The organism is Streptomyces sp. NBC_00859, assembly GCF_045161865.1.
GTDB lineage: Bacteria > Actinomycetota > Actinomycetes > Streptomycetales > Streptomycetaceae > Streptomyces.
On record NZ_CP108826.1, the window covers coordinates 6,759,228 to 6,773,680 of the forward strand.

Annotated in this window: 12 protein-coding genes; 9 read left to right on the forward strand and 3 right to left on the reverse strand. The window is 71.2% G+C overall.

Annotation, left to right across the window (positions count from 1 at the left end; translation table 11 throughout):
• Window positions 1-52 precede the first annotated feature (52 nt).
• From OG584_RS29830 to OG584_RS29840, 3 genes are all read left to right on the forward strand, one after another.
• Window positions 53-886, forward strand: a complete 834-nt coding sequence (locus OG584_RS29830) for a PIG-L family deacetylase (RefSeq protein WP_405782456.1) — start codon at window positions 53-55, stop codon at window positions 884-886.
• Window positions 887-1,073: 187 nt separating this feature from the next.
• On the forward strand, window positions 1,074-1,760 hold the full coding sequence (rpe, locus tag OG584_RS29835; RefSeq protein ID WP_405782458.1) for a ribulose-phosphate 3-epimerase: 687 nt from the start codon (window positions 1,074-1,076) through the stop codon (window positions 1,758-1,760).
• A gap of 171 nt (window positions 1,761-1,931) precedes the next feature.
• The gene (locus tag OG584_RS29840) at window positions 1,932-2,948 is read left to right on the forward strand and encodes a sugar-binding transcriptional regulator (protein ID WP_405784350.1); all 1,017 of its coding nucleotides are present in this window, start codon (window positions 1,932-1,934) and stop codon (window positions 2,946-2,948) included.
• Between the two features lie 30 nt (window positions 2,949-2,978).
• Here OG584_RS29840 and OG584_RS29845 read toward each other — a convergent pair whose 3' ends face one another.
• The gene (locus OG584_RS29845; protein ID WP_405782460.1) at window positions 2,979-4,352 is read right to left on the reverse strand and encodes a cryptochrome/photolyase family protein; all 1,374 of its coding nucleotides are present in this window, start codon (window positions 4,350-4,352) and stop codon (window positions 2,979-2,981) included.
• 93 nt (window positions 4,353-4,445) lie between these two features.
• Window positions 4,446-5,990 carry an SDR family oxidoreductase gene (locus tag OG584_RS29850; RefSeq protein WP_405782461.1) on the reverse strand — a complete coding sequence of 515 codons (1,545 nt, stop codon included), beginning with the start codon at window positions 5,988-5,990 and terminating at the stop codon, window positions 4,446-4,448.
• A gap of 322 nt (window positions 5,991-6,312) precedes the next feature.
• Between OG584_RS29850 and OG584_RS29855 the strand changes: the two genes are divergently transcribed.
• The 3 genes from OG584_RS29855 (at window position 6,313) to OG584_RS29865 (ending at window position 10,321) form a co-directional block, all read left to right on the forward strand.
• Window positions 6,313-7,575 carry an NAD(P)/FAD-dependent oxidoreductase gene (locus tag OG584_RS29855; protein WP_405782463.1) on the forward strand — a complete coding sequence of 421 codons (1,263 nt, stop codon included), beginning with the start codon at window positions 6,313-6,315 and terminating at the stop codon, window positions 7,573-7,575.
• Window positions 7,576-7,784: 209 nt separating this feature from the next.
• On the forward strand, window positions 7,785-9,230 hold the full coding sequence (locus OG584_RS29860) for a GuaB1 family IMP dehydrogenase-related protein (protein ID WP_405782464.1): 1,446 nt from the start codon (window positions 7,785-7,787) through the stop codon (window positions 9,228-9,230).
• Window positions 9,231-9,529: 299 nt separating this feature from the next.
• Window positions 9,530-10,321: a SigB/SigF/SigG family RNA polymerase sigma factor gene (locus OG584_RS29865; protein WP_405784351.1), complete on the forward strand. Its 792-nt coding sequence runs from the start codon at window positions 9,530-9,532 to the stop codon at window positions 10,319-10,321.
• Window positions 10,322-10,463: 142 nt separating this feature from the next.
• Here OG584_RS29865 and OG584_RS29870 read toward each other — a convergent pair whose 3' ends face one another.
• On the reverse strand, window positions 10,464-10,835 hold the full coding sequence (locus OG584_RS29870; RefSeq protein WP_405784353.1) for an ATP-binding protein: 372 nt from the start codon (window positions 10,833-10,835) through the stop codon (window positions 10,464-10,466).
• Window positions 10,836-11,115: 280 nt separating this feature from the next.
• Here OG584_RS29870 and OG584_RS29875 point away from each other — a divergent pair, with 280 nt between their 5' ends.
• The 3 genes from OG584_RS29875 (at window position 11,116) to OG584_RS29885 (ending at window position 14,334) form a co-directional block, all read left to right on the forward strand.
• Window positions 11,116-11,568 carry an Lrp/AsnC family transcriptional regulator gene (locus tag OG584_RS29875; RefSeq protein ID WP_405782466.1) on the forward strand — a complete coding sequence of 151 codons (453 nt, stop codon included), beginning with the start codon at window positions 11,116-11,118 and terminating at the stop codon, window positions 11,566-11,568.
• A 177-nt stretch (window positions 11,569-11,745) separates the two neighbouring features.
• Window positions 11,746-12,543 (forward strand): carbon-nitrogen hydrolase family protein, encoded by a 798-nt coding sequence (locus OG584_RS29880; protein WP_405782467.1) that lies wholly within the window; start codon window positions 11,746-11,748, stop codon window positions 12,541-12,543.
• 81 nt (window positions 12,544-12,624) lie between these two features.
• Window positions 12,625-14,334, forward strand: a complete 1,710-nt coding sequence (locus OG584_RS29885) for a flavin monoamine oxidase family protein (RefSeq protein ID WP_405782469.1) — start codon at window positions 12,625-12,627, stop codon at window positions 14,332-14,334.
• The last annotated feature ends 119 nt before the right edge of the window (window positions 14,335-14,453 follow it).

Consider the following 14,453-nt stretch of genomic DNA (forward strand, 5'->3'; position numbering starts at 1 on the left):
CACGCCCGCCGCGCACCAGGACCAAGACGTATTTCTGCTGGAGGACTGTTTCATGACTGACCGGCCCTTGACGCTCATGGCCGTACACGCCCACCCCGACGACGAGGCGACAGGGACCGGAGGGGTCCTCGCGCGGTATGCGGCGGAAGGCATCCGCACGGTTCTTGTGACATGTACCGACGGCGGTTGCGGTGACGGACCGGGGGGTGTCAAGCCCGGCGGTCCCGGTCACGATCCGGCGACCGTCGCCTCGATGCGCCGTCAGGAACTCGAGGCGAGCTGTGACGTCCTGAAGGTCAGCGATCTGGAGATGCTGGACTACGCCGACTCCGGGATGATCGGCTGGCCGAGCAACGAGGCCCCCGGATCCTTCTGGCAGACCCCCGTGGAGGAAGGCGCGGCCCGCCTTGCGGAACTCATGCGGCACTACCGGCCCGATGTGGTCGTCACCTATGACGAGAACGGCTTCTACGGCCACCCCGACCACATCCAGGCCCACCGGATCACGATGGCGGCGCTGGAGATGACGGCGCTGACACCGAAGGTGTACTGGACCACGATGCCCCGCTCGATGATGAAGCGGTTCGGGGAGACCGTGCGCGAGTTCCAGGAGGACATGCCGGAGCCGGACCCCGCCGAGGCCGCCGCGATGGCCGAGATCGGCCTCCCCGACGACGAGATCACCACGTGGGTGGACACCACCGCGTTCAGCGGTCAGAAGTTCGATGCGCTGGCCGCGCACGACAGCCAGGGCGAGAACATCTTCTTCCTCAAGATGGGCAAGGAGAGGTTCGGCGAGCTGATGGGCATGGAGACCTTCGTGCGCGTCAAGGACGCCACCGGTGCGGCTCTGCCCGAGAACGACCTCTTCGCCGGACTGCGCTGATCCGCCCGTCCGGCCGGGACCCGGTTGCGTCCCGGCCGGACGAGAGCCGCTCAGCGGGACGGCCCGGCCTCCGCTGCGGGCCGCGGGCACCGGTGAATGCGAGGTTTGCGCGGTGTGTGCGGTTCCCCGGCCCGCTCCGGCCCCCGCGATGGCGGGCAACTGCGCCGGGGCATGGCAGGCTTGGGGCATGGCCGTGCAGATCAACCCCAGCATCCTGTCCGCCGACTTCTCCCGCCTCGCGGAGGAGGCGAAGGCCGTCGAAGGTGCCGACTGGCTCCACGTCGACGTGATGGACAACCACTTCGTACCCAATCTGACCCTCGGGGTCCCCGTGGTGGAAGCACTGAGCCGGGCGACGGAGACCCCGCTGGACTGCCACCTCATGATTGAGGACGCGGACCGCTGGGCGCCGCAGTACGTCGAGGCCGGCGCGGGCTCCGTCACCTTCCACGTGGAGGCCGCGGCCGCCCCTGTCCGGCTCGCGCGCGAGATCAGGGCCAAGGGGGCGCGCGCCTCCATGGCGCTGAAGCCCGCGACGCCCATCGAGCCGTACGAGGACCTGCTGCCCGAGCTCGACATGCTGCTGCTCATGACCGTGGAGCCGGGCTTCGGCGGCCAGTCCTTCCTGGACATCATGCTGCCGAAGATCCGCCGCACCCGTGAGCTGATCTCCAAGCACGGCCTCGAACTCTGGCTCCAGGTCGACGGCGGAGTCTCCGCGTCGACGATCGAGAGGTGTGCCGAGGCCGGCGCGGACGTCTTCGTGGCGGGCTCCGCGGTGTACGGCGCCGACGACCCGGCGGCGGCGGTCCGTATGCTCCGCCACCAGGCGCAGGAGACGACGCAGTCCGCGGGATGGGCCTGCGGCCACTGAGCGGCCAGCGGATGAACGCGGCCTTAGGGGTCCTTGCAGTATGCCCACGCGACCTCATCGGGCGCTCATACTGCAAGGACCCCTTACGGGGCTGATCAAGTTGTGCCGGGTCTGACAGGATGGCTGATCCGGGGAGTGAACAGCAGTAGTGAGGAGATCGCGGTGTCTGCAATGTCGGCGGGCAGATCAGCCCTGCGGATGGGACCCGCGGAGCTGGTGCAAGCGGCGGCCATGGCCCGTCGCTTCTACCTTGAGGGAAAATCCAAGATCCAGATCGCGGAGGAGTTCGGCGTCAGCCGGTTCAAGGTCGCCCGGGTTCTGGAGACGGCGCTGGAGCGTGATCTCGTACGGATCGAGATCCGGGTCCCCGCCGAGCTGGACGCCGAGCGCTCCGACGCGCTGCGCGCCCGCTACGGGCTGCGTCACGCGGTCGTCGTCGAGTCCCCGGCGGACGCGGCGGACGACGCGCCCGACCCCGAGAACCTGGGTGAGGTCGCAGCCGATCTGCTCGGCGAGCTCGTGACCGAGGGCGATGTGCTGGGGCTCGCCTGGGGGCGGTCCACCATCCATATGGCGGCCGCGCTCAATGTGCTCCCGCCGTGCACGGTGGTGCAGCTGACCGGTGTGTACGACGCGGGGACCGCCGAGCGCGGATCCGTCGAGGCGGTACGGCGGGCCGCCCAGGTGTCCGGCGGAGAGGCGCACCCCATCTACGCCCCGATGCTGCTGCCGGACCCGGCCACCGCGGCCGCGCTGCGCAACCAGACCGGCATCGCGCGCGCCTTCGAGTACTTCGACAAGGTCACCGTGGCGGCGGTGTCCATCGGCTCCTGGGAGCCGGGCATCTCGACCGTCCACGACATGCTCAGCGACGCCGAGCGGGCGCACTACGCCTCGCTGGGGGTCGCCGCCGAGATGTCCGCACACCTCTTCGACGCCGAAGGGCGGCGGGTCGGGCGCGACCTGGGCGAGCGGTGCATCACGGTCGAGGCCGACCGGCTGCGCAGGATCCCCGAGGTCGTGGCCATCGCGGGCGGCCGGCGCAAGGCGGCGGCGATCGGGGCCGTCCTGAAGTCGGGGCTCGTGACCAGCGTGGTCACCGACACGGCGGCCGCCGACTTCCTGCTGACGGAGACCGGGCCGGGGATCCGTCCCGCGCTGGACCGCGCCGACCCCGACGGCGACTGACGCCGGGGACGAAGCTCCGGGGACCGGTGGTCAGGCCCGGCCGCGTGCCCGTTTGAAGCGGGCCAGGCCGTCGGAGAGTTCGAGCAGCGGCTCGGGATAGTCGTAGGCGGCGCGATCCGGCCCGCGGAGCTTCCACGGTTCGTGCACGGCCCCTCCGTCGAGCCCGGCGAGTTCCGGTACCCAGCGCCGGACGTACGCCCCCTGCGGGTCGTACCGCTTGCCCTGGGTCACCGGGTTGAACACCCGGTTCGGCCTGCTGTCCGTGCCGGTGCCCGCCACCCACTGCCAGTTGAGCTGGTTGTTGGCGACATCGCCGTCCACCAGCAGCTCCAGGAAGTGCCGTGCGCCCACCCGCCAGTCCACGTACAGGGTCTTCGCGAGGAAACTCGCGGTGAGCAGCCGTCCCCGGTTGTGCATCCAGCCTTCGTGGCGCAGCTGCCGCATCGCGGCGTCGACTACCGGATATCCGGTCCGCCCCTCCTTCCAGGCAGTGATCTCGCGCGCCGCGGACCGCTCGGACCGCCAGTGGTCGTGCTGCGAGCGGTAGTCGGCCGTGGACGCCGCCGGGCGGGCGGTCAGCACCTGGTGGTGGAAGTCCCGCCAGCACAGCTGCCGCACGAACGCCTCGGCGCCCGCGCCGCCCGTCCGCGACGCGTGGTGCACCAGCTCGACGGGGGAGAGGGTGCCGAAGTGCAGATGCGGCGAGAGCTTCGACGTCATGTCGCCGGCGAGGTCGTCGTGCCGGTCCTCGTACTGGGCGAGCCCGTCGCGCTGCCAGGCCGACCACCGGGTTCGGGCCTCGCGCTCGCCGCCGGCGGCGAGCCCCTCCGACACACCGGACACGCCGGCGCGGGACGGCAGCCGCTCCGACCGCGCCGCTCCGGGCACCCGCACCGTACGCGGCGGGCTCTGCACCGTGCGCAGCCGCTCGTCCGACCAGCGCCTGAAGTACGGGGTGAAGACAGCGAAGTGGTCGGACGACGCCGGCGTGACCGCGCCCGGCGGCACGGCGGTGATCACCGCGTCATGGACGCACAGCCGTCTGCCCTCCGCCTCCAGGGCGACGCTCAGCCGCTCCTCCCTGTGCTGCGCGTACGCGCTGACGCCGGCCGCCATGTGCACCTCGTCGGCACCCGTCTCCGCGGCCACCCGGCAGACCTGGGCGATCACGCTGCCCGACCGTACGACGAGCCTGCCGCCGCGCTCCCGCAGCCCCGTGTCGAGGCCGGCCAGGCAGTCGGCGAGGAACGCCCGCCGGTTGGGTGCGGCGAAGCCCGCCGCCTCGATGGCCTCGTCGAGGACGAACAGCGGTACGACCTCGTCCGCCGCGGCGAGAGCCGCGCGCAGCGGAGGGTTGTCGTGCAGGCGGAGGTTGGACGTGAACAGGGCGACCGACACGGTCATGCGCCACTCCTCGTCGGGGCTTGTCGGGGTACGGGGCAGGGACGCGGTGTGCGGGCTCGCCGCCGTATCCGGCTCCGGGCCCGCCGCGGGAGGTCAGCGGCCGCTGACACCAGGCTCGTCGGGCGCCTGGTTCCCCTCGTCGGCGGCTCTGGCGATATTGCGGGCCATACCGCCGAAGACGACGGAGTGGAAGGGCGCGACACTCCACCAGTACGCGTGTCCGAGCAGCCCCCGCGGGTGGAACAGGGCCCGCTGCCGGTAGCGGGTGCGCCCCTGGTCGTCCCGGTCCACGTACATCTCCAGCCACGCCAGCCCGGGGAGCCGCATCTCGGCGCGCAGCCGCAGCAGGCGGCCGGGCTCGATGGCCTCGACCCGCCAGAAATCCAGCGAGTCGCCGACCCTGAGCCGCTGGGCGTCCCTTCTGCCGCGACGCAGACCGACCCCGCCGGCCAGCCGGTCGAGCCAGCCGCGCACGGCCCAGGCGAGCGGGAAGGAGTACCAGCCGTTCTCGCCCCCGACGCCCTCGACGATCCGCCAGAGCGCCTCCGGGGTCGCGTTCATGGTGAGCCGGCGCCGGTCCGTGTAGAGGCTGCCGCCCGCCCAGTCGGGGTCGGTGGGAAGTGGGTCGCTGGGGGCGCCGGGAAGCGAGGCGGACGACCAGCGGGTGGTGACCTGGGCGTCCTGGACCCGCTGGAGCGCGAGCCGCAGCGCAGTGCGGAACGTGAACGGCACCCCCGGCCCGTCCGGCACGTACTGCGCGATGTCGTGTTCGCGGCACACGACTTCGTAGCGCAGCGACTCGGCCAGGGGCCGGGCGATCGAGCGCGGAACGGGGGTGACCAGCCCGATCCAGTGACTGGACAGCCCCGGCGAGAGCATCGGCACCGGCAGGATGAGCCGGTGCGGGAGCCCGGCGACCGAGGCGAAGCCGCGCATCATGTCGCGGTACGTCATGACGTCGGGACCGCCGATGTCGAAACCGCGGCTCACACCGGCGGGCATCAGGGCGCTGCCGACCAGATAGCGCAGCACGTCCCGGACGGCGATCGGCTGGATCCGGGTCCTCACCCAGCTGGGCGTGACCATGACCGGCAGCCGTTCGGTGAGATACCGCAGCATCTCGAACGACGCGGAGCCGGAGCCGATGATGACGGCGGCGCGCAGCACGGTGGCCGGCACCCCTGAGTCCAGGAGGATCCGGCCGACCTCGGCCCGCGAGCGCAGGTGGGGCGAGAGTTCCTGCTCCGGTACGCCGTCGGGGGTGAGACCGCCCAGATAGACGATGCGCCGGACCCCCGCCGCCCTGGCCTGTTCGCCGAAGATGCGGGCCGCCCTACGGTCCGTCTCCTCGAAGCCGGACCCGGACCCCAGTGCGTGCACCAGGTAGTACGCCACGTCGATGCCCCGCATGGCCGCGGCGACCGAATCCGCGTCGGTGACATCGCCCGGCACGATGTCCGCCCGCCCGGCCCAGGGGTGGTCCCGCAGCTTGCCGGGGGTCCTGGCCAGGCAGCGGACGCGGTGCCCGGCGTCGAGCAACTCGGGCGCGAGCCGGCCTCCGATGTAGCCCGTCGCCCCGGTCACCAGGCAGTTCAGTGCGGGGGAGTGCTGTGCGGGTGGCGCTTCACTGTCGCTCATGGAATCTCCGCGTCATGTCGATTTCCGCGCTGTCCGGGCTCTCAGGCTTTTCTCGTCCTTTCCCATACTTACTTCTCCCCAGGAGCTGTCCATGGCTGCGCCGGGCGGGCGGCTGTAGGCCGATCGCGTGACCGGACAGCGGTACGCGCCGATCTCACATCGGCCCGGTGGCCCGGTGGCCCGGCGTGCTGAGCCGGAGGCAGCGCCCGGGGCCCTGCGGCCGTCCGGGACCGGACGGTGACACCACCCCGGCCGCCCGGCGAGAGAAATCCGCCCCGAGGACGTCTACTGAAGTCCGGACGAGTGAAGGGCTGAAGATCCCATGACGGAAGACCCGGGCCGGCGCTGCGACGTCATCGTGATCGGCGCCGGGCTGGCCGGCCTCGCCTGCGCCGGGGATCTGTGCCGCGCGGGACTTTCCGTGAGCCTGCTTGAGGCATCGGACGCGGCCGGCGGGCGCATGCGCACGGACCGGCGCGACGGATTCCTCCTCGACCGCGGATTTCAGGTCTTCAACACGTCGTACCCCCAGGTCAAACAGCGGATGTGGCTCCGGGGGCTGCGACTGCGCGCCTTCACACCGGGGGCCCTGGTGCACACGCCTTCGGGGCGGCTGCGGTTCAGCGACCCGACCCGTCGGCCCGGCGTGGCGGTGGACCTGCTGTCGCTGCGGCCGGTCGCGGGCCGCCGCGATCTCCTGGCGCTCGGACTGCTCTCCGCACGCGACCTGCTCGGCCCGGTGGGCGCGCTGAAGCGTTCGGCGGACCGTACGACGCGCACGGCGCTCGCCGACGCCGGGATCTCGGAGGAGCTGGTGGACGGGTTCTTCCGGCCCTTCCTCTCCGGGGTCTTCCTGGAGGACGGCCTCGAAACCTCGTCGCGCTTCTTCCACCTGGTCTGGCGCAGCATGCTCAGGGGCACCCAGTGCCTGCCCGCTGCCGGGATCGGAGCCGTGCCGGGGCAGCTCGCGGGCGCCCTTCCGCCGGGGGTGCTGAGCCGGGGCACTCCTGTGCGGGCGCTCACGGAGGCGGGAGTCGAGCTGCCGGACGGCACGGAGCGGCACGCGCCCTGCGTGGTGGTCGCGGCGGGGCCGGAGGCGGCGGCCCGGCTGCTGCCCGGCCTGACCGTACCGGCCACCCGTACCGTCACCACGTACTACCACGCCACCTCGCGGCCACCCCTGCAGGAGCCGACTCTGCTCATCGACAGCGCGCAGCGGTTCCTCAACACCTGCGTGCTGAGCGAGGTCGCGCCCACCTACGCCCCGGCCGACCGCTCCCTGATCTCCACATCGGTGCTCGGCACCGGCGGGCCCGGGGAGGAGGAGCGGCTGCGCGGCGCGCTCGCCGAGGTGTATGGCGCCGACACCTCGTCCTGGGAGCTCCTCGATGCCCGCACGGTGGAAGGCGCTCTGCCCGCCATGCCCCCGCCGTGGCCGCTGAGCCGCACGACGCGGGTGGCCGCCGGGCGCTATGTGTGCGGAGACCACCGGGCCACCGGCTCCGTGCAAGGGGCACTCGCCTCCGGGGCCCGCGCGGCGCGGGAAGTGCTCGCGGACCGCGGCGGCCGGCGGGGACCGGCGTGAGGTGCCGTACCGGGGCGGGCCGAGGGTCTTGGACGAAGGTACGAGCCACCGCGGCCTGTGCCTGGCCGAAGCCACAGAACAGGGGGCGGGTATTCGCCAGGCGGGGCCCCATCGGCGATGATGGCCTAGGAGCCGCAGCCTGATCCTCTGCCGGACGGCGCTGACTTCCCGCCCGCCCATTCTGTAAAACCGCAGGTGAGAGAGTTAGTATGCGTTTCCTCAATGACCTGAAGCCGCCGTACGACTTGACGTACGACGATGTGTTCATGGTGCCGAGCCGCTCAGCTGTCGGCTCCCGTCAGGGCGTCGACCTGTCGGCCCCCGACGGAACGGGCACCACCATCCCGCTGGTCGTCGCCAACATGACGGCCATCGCGGGGCGCCGGATGGCCGAAACCGTAGCCCGGCGCGGCGGACTGGTCGTCATCCCCCAGGACATTCCGATCGAGGTCGTCACCGACGTCATCTCGTGGGTGAAGACGCGCCACCACGTGCTGGACACGCCGATCGTGCTCGCTCCTTCGCAGACCGTCGCCGACGCGCTGTCCCTGCTGCCCAAGCGCGCGCACAACGCAGGGGTCGTCGTCGACGCGGAAGGCAGGCCGGTCGGTGTCGTGACCGACGAGGACCTGGCAGGCGTCGACCGCTTCACCCAGCTGTCCGAAGTCATGTCGTCCAAGGACCTGGTGCTCCTCGACGCGGACATCGACCCGCGCGAGGCGTTCAACAGGCTCGACGGGGCCAACCGGCGCTACGCCCCCGCGGTCGACGCCGACGGGAAGCTGGTCGGCATCCTGACGCGCACCGCGGCCCTGCGTGCCACTCTCTACACCCCGGCCGTCGACGCGCAGGGCAAGCTGCGCATCGCCGCGGCCGTCGGGATCAACGGTGACGTCGCGGGCAAGGCCAAGCAGCTGCTCGACGCGGGGGCCGACACCATCGTCGTCGACACCGCGCACGGCCACCAGGAATCGATGATCGCCGCGGTCAGGGCGGTACGCGCGCTCGACCCGCAGGTGCCGATCGTCGCGGGCAACATCGTCGCGGCCGAAGGCGTACGTGACCTCATCGAGGCCGGTGCCGACATCATCAAGGTCGGTGTGGGCCCCGGCGCCATGTGCACCACGCGCATGATGACCGGCGTGGGCCGCCCGCAGTTCTCCGCCGTGCTCGAATGTGCCACGGAGGCACGGAAGTTCGGCAAGCACGTCTGGGCCGACGGTGGCGTCAGGCACCCTCGCGACGTAGCGATGGCGCTGGCGGCCGGTGCCTCGAACGTCATGATCGGTTCCTGGTTCGCCGGGACGTACGAGTCGCCGGGCGACCTCCAGCAGTCCGCAGACGGCCGCTGGTACAAGGAGTCGTTCGGGATGGCATCGGCACGCGCGGTCCGTAACCGGACGAGCGAGGAGTCGGCCTACGACCGCGCCCGTAAGGGCCTGTTCGAAGAGGGCATCTCGACCTCGCGGATGTTCCTGGACCCGGCCCGCCCGGGTGTCGAGGACCTGATCGACTCGATCATCGCGGGTGTCCGGTCCTCCTGCACCTACGCCGGTGCGAACACCCTCGAGGAGTTCGCCGAGAAGGCGATCGTCGGGGTGCAGAGCGCCGCCGGATACGCGGAGGGCAAGCCGCTGCACGCCAGCTGGGGCTGACAGGACCCGCGCCGGAGCCGGCCCACGCCCAGGCGGAGGCCGGCTCCGGCATTCACGATGCTTCGTCAAGTACCCCCGGAAGGCAGGGAACTGACGGCGCATTGGATGATTCGGCGTATGGATCGCGCCGTAACCGGGTAGCGGGAAAGGCGGAAGTACTCGGAGTACGAGCAGGGGAGGGCGCCGTGTCCCTGGCGACCCCAGTTCCGTCCGGTCCCGCATCTCACGTCGTCCACCCGCCCGGCTCCGCACCGCAACGGGCCCGCCCGTACGGCAGCCCTCGCGGAGAACTCCCGTACGTGCCGGCCCCGTCGAGGGTCGCGCCGAACGACGCCCGCGAACTCTCCCGGCTCTTCTTCGACGCACTCGGCACGGCCGATGAGGGCACGCACGCCCACCAGTACGCGCGCAACACCCTGATCGAGCTGAACCTCTCGCTGGTCCGGTTCGCGGCCACCCGCTTCCGCAGCCGCTCCGACCAGATGGAGGACATCCTCCAGGTCGGCACCATCGGGCTGATCAAGGCGATCGACCGGTTCGAGCTCTCCCGCGAAGTGGAGTTCGCGACGTTCGCGATGCCCTGCATCGTCGGCGAGATCAAGCGCTACCTACGGGACACCAGCTGGTCCGTGCACGTCCCGCGCCGCCTCCAGGAGCTGCGGATCACACTGGCCAAGGCATCCGACGAGCTGTTCCGGGGGCTGAACCGTTCCCCCACGCCCGCCGAACTGGCCCGCCACCTCGGCATGGACGAGGAGGATGTCGTCGAAGGGCTGGTCGCGGCCAACGGCTACACCGCCGGCTCGATCGAATCCACCATCGACAGCGGAGCCGAGAGCGGCGCCAGGACACTCGCGGACCGGCTGGGCGGGCCGGACAGCGGCCTGGACCTCGTCGAGAACATCACGGTGCTCAAACCCCTGATCGCCCGGCTCGGCACCAGGGACCGGGCGATTCTCCGGATGCGGTACGGAGACGAGCTGACCCAGTCGGAGATCGGGGCCGAACTGGGCATCTCGCAGATGCATGTCTCCCGGCTGCTGTCGCGGATCACCGCACAGCTGCGGACGGGGCTGCTCGGCCAGGAGTGATGCCGCCCGGACAGGGAAGCCCGGACAGGGAAGGCAGGCGCCTGCTGTCGCTCCCCGTACCGGCAGGCGCCCGGCCCGCGTGCGTCGCCCCGGAGCCCCGGCCGACGCACGCACCTCTCAGGGACTCAGCGGCGGCGCTGCCTCAGCCGACCGCAGGACCCGCCACGGGGCGCGACCAGACCGCCCGGACCGTCTTGCCGCACGGGCGCGGCCTGACCTCGACCTGACCGGCGAGACGCAGCACCATGTGCCACCCGAAACCGCCGCCTCCCGAGAAATCCGGCTCACGGGCGACGGGATGCGCCGGGCTGGCGTCGTCCATCTCCACCACCAGCACCTCCGCCTCCGTGCTCAGCCGCAGCCGCCACCAGCCCGCAGTGTGACGGGCGGCGTTGGCGACCAGCTCGGTGATCACGAGCAGGACAGCGTCGACGTCGGCCCAGGGGCAGTGCTGGGACAGAAATCTACTGGCGACATCACGCGCCGTGGCACTGTCTGCCAACGGCGAATCCATGACAACCACGGGCGGCTCCTCAGTCATCTCACTCCCGCCTACCCCGCCCGCGCCGGTCCATCACTCCTGATTCGCAGGTTCGCCCCCAGCGGAATCCGGTGCGCCGCCGCCCCGAGGCTGCCGGTGGCAGGTGCGCCGCGCCGCCCAGCAGTGCGTCAGTCACCAGCGCGCCCGCCACCAGGGCCGGCACCGCCGTGAACGGACGCGGCTCCGTGGTCTACTGCGACGACGGGACGCGCCGCTCCCGTGACGCCGTCGCACAGAAGTGAACCCACCGGCCTTGCTGAACGAGCTCGACGCACGCATCGTGCACGCCCTCGCCGAAGACGCCCGCCGCACCTTCGCGGACATCGGCTCACTCGTGGGCCTCTCCGCCCCTGCCGTGAAGCGCCGGGTGGACCGGCTGCGCGCCGACGGTGCCATCACCGGGTTCACCGTCCGGGTCGATCCCGCGGCGCTGGGCTGGGAGACCGAGGGGTTCATCGAGATCTACTGCCGGCACAACACCTCGCCCGAAGCCATCAGACGAGGACTCGAACGCAGCCCGGAGGTGGCATCGGCCTCCACCGTCACCGGGGACGCGGACGCGATCGTCCAGGTCTTCGCCTCCGACATGCGCCATTTCGAGCGGGTGCTGGAGCGCATCGCGGGCGAGCCGTTCGTCGAGCGCACCAAGTCCGTCCTGGTGCTGTCGCCCCTGCTGAGGCGGTACTCGTCGGGTTCGCCCGGCTGACCGGACCTGCCGGCCGGTGGATCCGCCCGCACGCACGCAACAGATCTCCATCAGCGCCGGTCGATACGCAACGGATCGCACGGTGATGCGCAATGGTCGTGTCTTGTCCCCGTGGAGCCGCGGAACGTACCGTCGGTCTGTCCCCAGAATCCCCTTCTGTACCGTCCGAGGTCCGACATGCCGCCGCTGCGCACCGCCCTGCTCCAGAGTTCCGGCCGTCCGGGCGACGTCGCGCGGAACCTCGCCGCGCTGGACCGGGCCGCGGGCACCGCCGCCGCCGCGGGCGCCGGGCTGCTCGTCTGCCCCGAGCTGTTCCTGACCGGATACGCGATCGGTGACGACGTACCGCGGCTGGCCGAGCCCGCTGACGGCGCGAGCGCGCGGGCCGTCGCGGACATCGCCGTACGCCACGGTGTCGCGGTGCTCTACGGCTATCCGGAGAGCCACGGCGAGCAGATCCACAACGCTGCCCAGCTGATCGGCGCCGACGGCCACCGCCTGGCCAACTACCGCAAGACGCATCTCTTCGGCTGCTTCGAGCAGAAGTGGTTCACGCCGGGGGACACCCCCGTCGTCCAGGCCGAACTGGCCGGACTCCGGATCGGGATCATGATCTGTTACGACGTGGAGTTCCCGGAGAACGTCCGCGCCCACGCTCTCGCGGGCACCGATCTGCTCCTGGTGCCCACCGCGCAGATGCACCCCTTCCAGTTCGTCGCCGAGTCGCTCGTACCGGTCCGGGCCTTCGAGAACCAGCTGTACATCGCGTACGTCAACCGCACAGGACCCGAGGGCGACTTCGAGTTCGTCGGCCTCAGCTGCCTGGCGGGCCCCGACGGAGCCGTCCGCGCCCGCGCCGGACGGGGCACGGAGCTGATCACCGGTGACGTGGACCCCGCTCTGCTGCGTACCTCGCGCGAGAACAACCCGTACCTCCGGGACCGCCGCCCGGACCTCTACACGTCCCTGGTCTGAGCCCCGCTCGCCCGCCGTCCCGCCCGAAATCTCCGCGACTTCCGCGACTTCCCTGTCTTCCGTGCAAGGAGCCCGTACCCCATGACGTCCACGGTGCCCACCACCGCCGTTCAGCACGGCGACGCCCAGCCGCCGATCACCATGTTCGGACCGGATTTCCCCTACGCCTACGACGACTTCCTCACCCACCCCGCGGGCCTCGGCCAGATACCGGCCACCGCCCACGGCACGGAGGTCGCTGTCATCGGCGGCGGCCTCTCAGGGATCATCACGGCGTACGAACTGATGAAGATGGGCCTCAGGCCGGTGGTGTACGAGGCGGACCAGATCGGCGGGCGGCTGCGTACCGTGGGGTTCGAGGGCTGCGACCCGTCGCTCACCGCGGAGCTGGGCGCGATGCGCTTCCCGCCGTCGTCCACGGCACTCCAGCACTACATCGACCTGGTGGGTCTCGAGACGAAGTCCTTCCCCAACCCGCTGGCACCCGGAACCCCTTCGACCGTCGTCGACCTCAAGGGCGAGTCGCACTACGCCACATCCGTCGACGACCTCCCGCAGGTCTACCGCGATGTCATGCACGCCTGGAACACCTGTCTGGAGGAGGGCGCCGACTTCTCCGACATGAACCGCGCCCTGCGCGAGCGCGACGTACCGCGCATCCGGGAGATCTGGTCGCGGCTCGTGGAGCGGCTGGACGACCAGACGTTCTACGGCTTCCTCTGCGGTTCCGAGGCGTTCGCCTCCTTCCGGCACCGCGAGATCTTCGGCCAGGTCGGCTTCGGCACCGGCGGCTGGGACACGGACTTCCCCAACTCCATCCTGGAGATTCTCCGGGTCGTCTACACCGAGGCGGACGATCACCACCGCGGGATCGTCGGTGGCTCGCAGCAGCTGCCGCTGCGGCTGTGGGAGCGGGAACCGCAGAAGTCCGTCCACTGGCCGTCCGGTACCTCGCTCGCATCGCTGCACGACGGGAAGCCCCGCCCCGCGGTGACCAGGCTGCACCGCACGGCGGGCAACCGGATCACGGTCACCGACGCGTCGGGCGACATACGCACCTACCCGGCCGCCGTCTTCACCGCCCAGTCCTGGATGCTGCTCTCCAAGATCGACTGCGATGACACGCTCTTCCCCATCGATCACTGGACGGCGATGGAGCGCACCCACTACATGGAGTCGTCGAAGCTGTTCGTGCCGGTCGACCGGCCCTTCTGGCTCGACGAGGCCCTGGACGACAGCGGGAACCCGACCGGCCGCGACACCATGTCGATGACGCTGACCGACCGGATGACGCGCGGCACCTACCTGCTGGACGACGGCCCGGACCGGCCGGCCACGATCTGCCTCTCGTACACCTGGTGCGACGACAGCCTCAAGTGGCTGCCGCTCTCCGCGCACGAGCGGATGGAGGTCATGCTGAAGTCGCTCGGCGAGATCTATCCGAAGGTGGACATCCGCCGCCACATCATCGGCAACCCGGTCACCGTCTCCTGGGAGGACGAGCCCTACTTCATGGGCGCCTTCAAGGCCAACCTCCCCGGCCACTACCGCTACCAGCGGCGGCTGTTCACCCACTTCATGCAGGACCGGCTCCCCGAGGACCGGCGCGGGCTGTTCCTCGCGGGCGACGACATCTCCTGGACGGCGGGCTGGGCCGAGGGCGCCGTGCAGACCGCGCTCAACGCGGTCTGGGGCGTCATGCACCACTTCGGCGGTGAGACCGACGCGGCCAACCCGGGGCCGGGCGATCTGTACGACGCGATAGCCCCGGTCGAGCTGCCGGAGGACTGAGCCTCCACGAGGGGACGAGCGGACGCGGGGGCGAGCGTGAGGGGCGGACGAGCGTGAGGGGCGGGCGGAGCCGGACCGGCTCCGTCCGCTCCCGCCTGTCCGCCCCAGCCCGTCCGCCC

Coding starts and splice junctions, on each gene's coding strand:
- OG584_RS29840 (WP_405784350.1), top strand. CDS start 1,932: ATGTCGGCGGGCAGATCAGCCCTGCGGATGGGACCCGCGGAGCTGGTG.
- OG584_RS29850 (WP_405782461.1), bottom strand. CDS start 5,990: ATGAGCGACAGTGAAGCGCCACCCGCACAGCACTCCCCCGCACTGAAC.
- OG584_RS29845 (WP_405782460.1), bottom strand. CDS start 4,352: ATGACCGTGTCGGTCGCCCTGTTCACGTCCAACCTCCGCCTGCACGAC.
- OG584_RS29830 (WP_405782456.1), top strand. CDS start 53: ATGACTGACCGGCCCTTGACGCTCATGGCCGTACACGCCCACCCCGAC.
- OG584_RS29855 (WP_405782463.1), top strand. CDS start 6,313: ATGACGGAAGACCCGGGCCGGCGCTGCGACGTCATCGTGATCGGCGCC.
- OG584_RS29885 (WP_405782469.1), top strand. CDS start 12,625: ATGACGTCCACGGTGCCCACCACCGCCGTTCAGCACGGCGACGCCCAG.
- OG584_RS29880 (WP_405782467.1), top strand. CDS start 11,746: ATGCCGCCGCTGCGCACCGCCCTGCTCCAGAGTTCCGGCCGTCCGGGC.
- OG584_RS29860 (WP_405782464.1), top strand. CDS start 7,785: ATGCGTTTCCTCAATGACCTGAAGCCGCCGTACGACTTGACGTACGAC.
- OG584_RS29870 (WP_405784353.1), bottom strand. CDS start 10,835: ATGGATTCGCCGTTGGCAGACAGTGCCACGGCGCGTGATGTCGCCAGT.
- rpe (WP_405782458.1), top strand. CDS start 1,074: ATGGCCGTGCAGATCAACCCCAGCATCCTGTCCGCCGACTTCTCCCGC.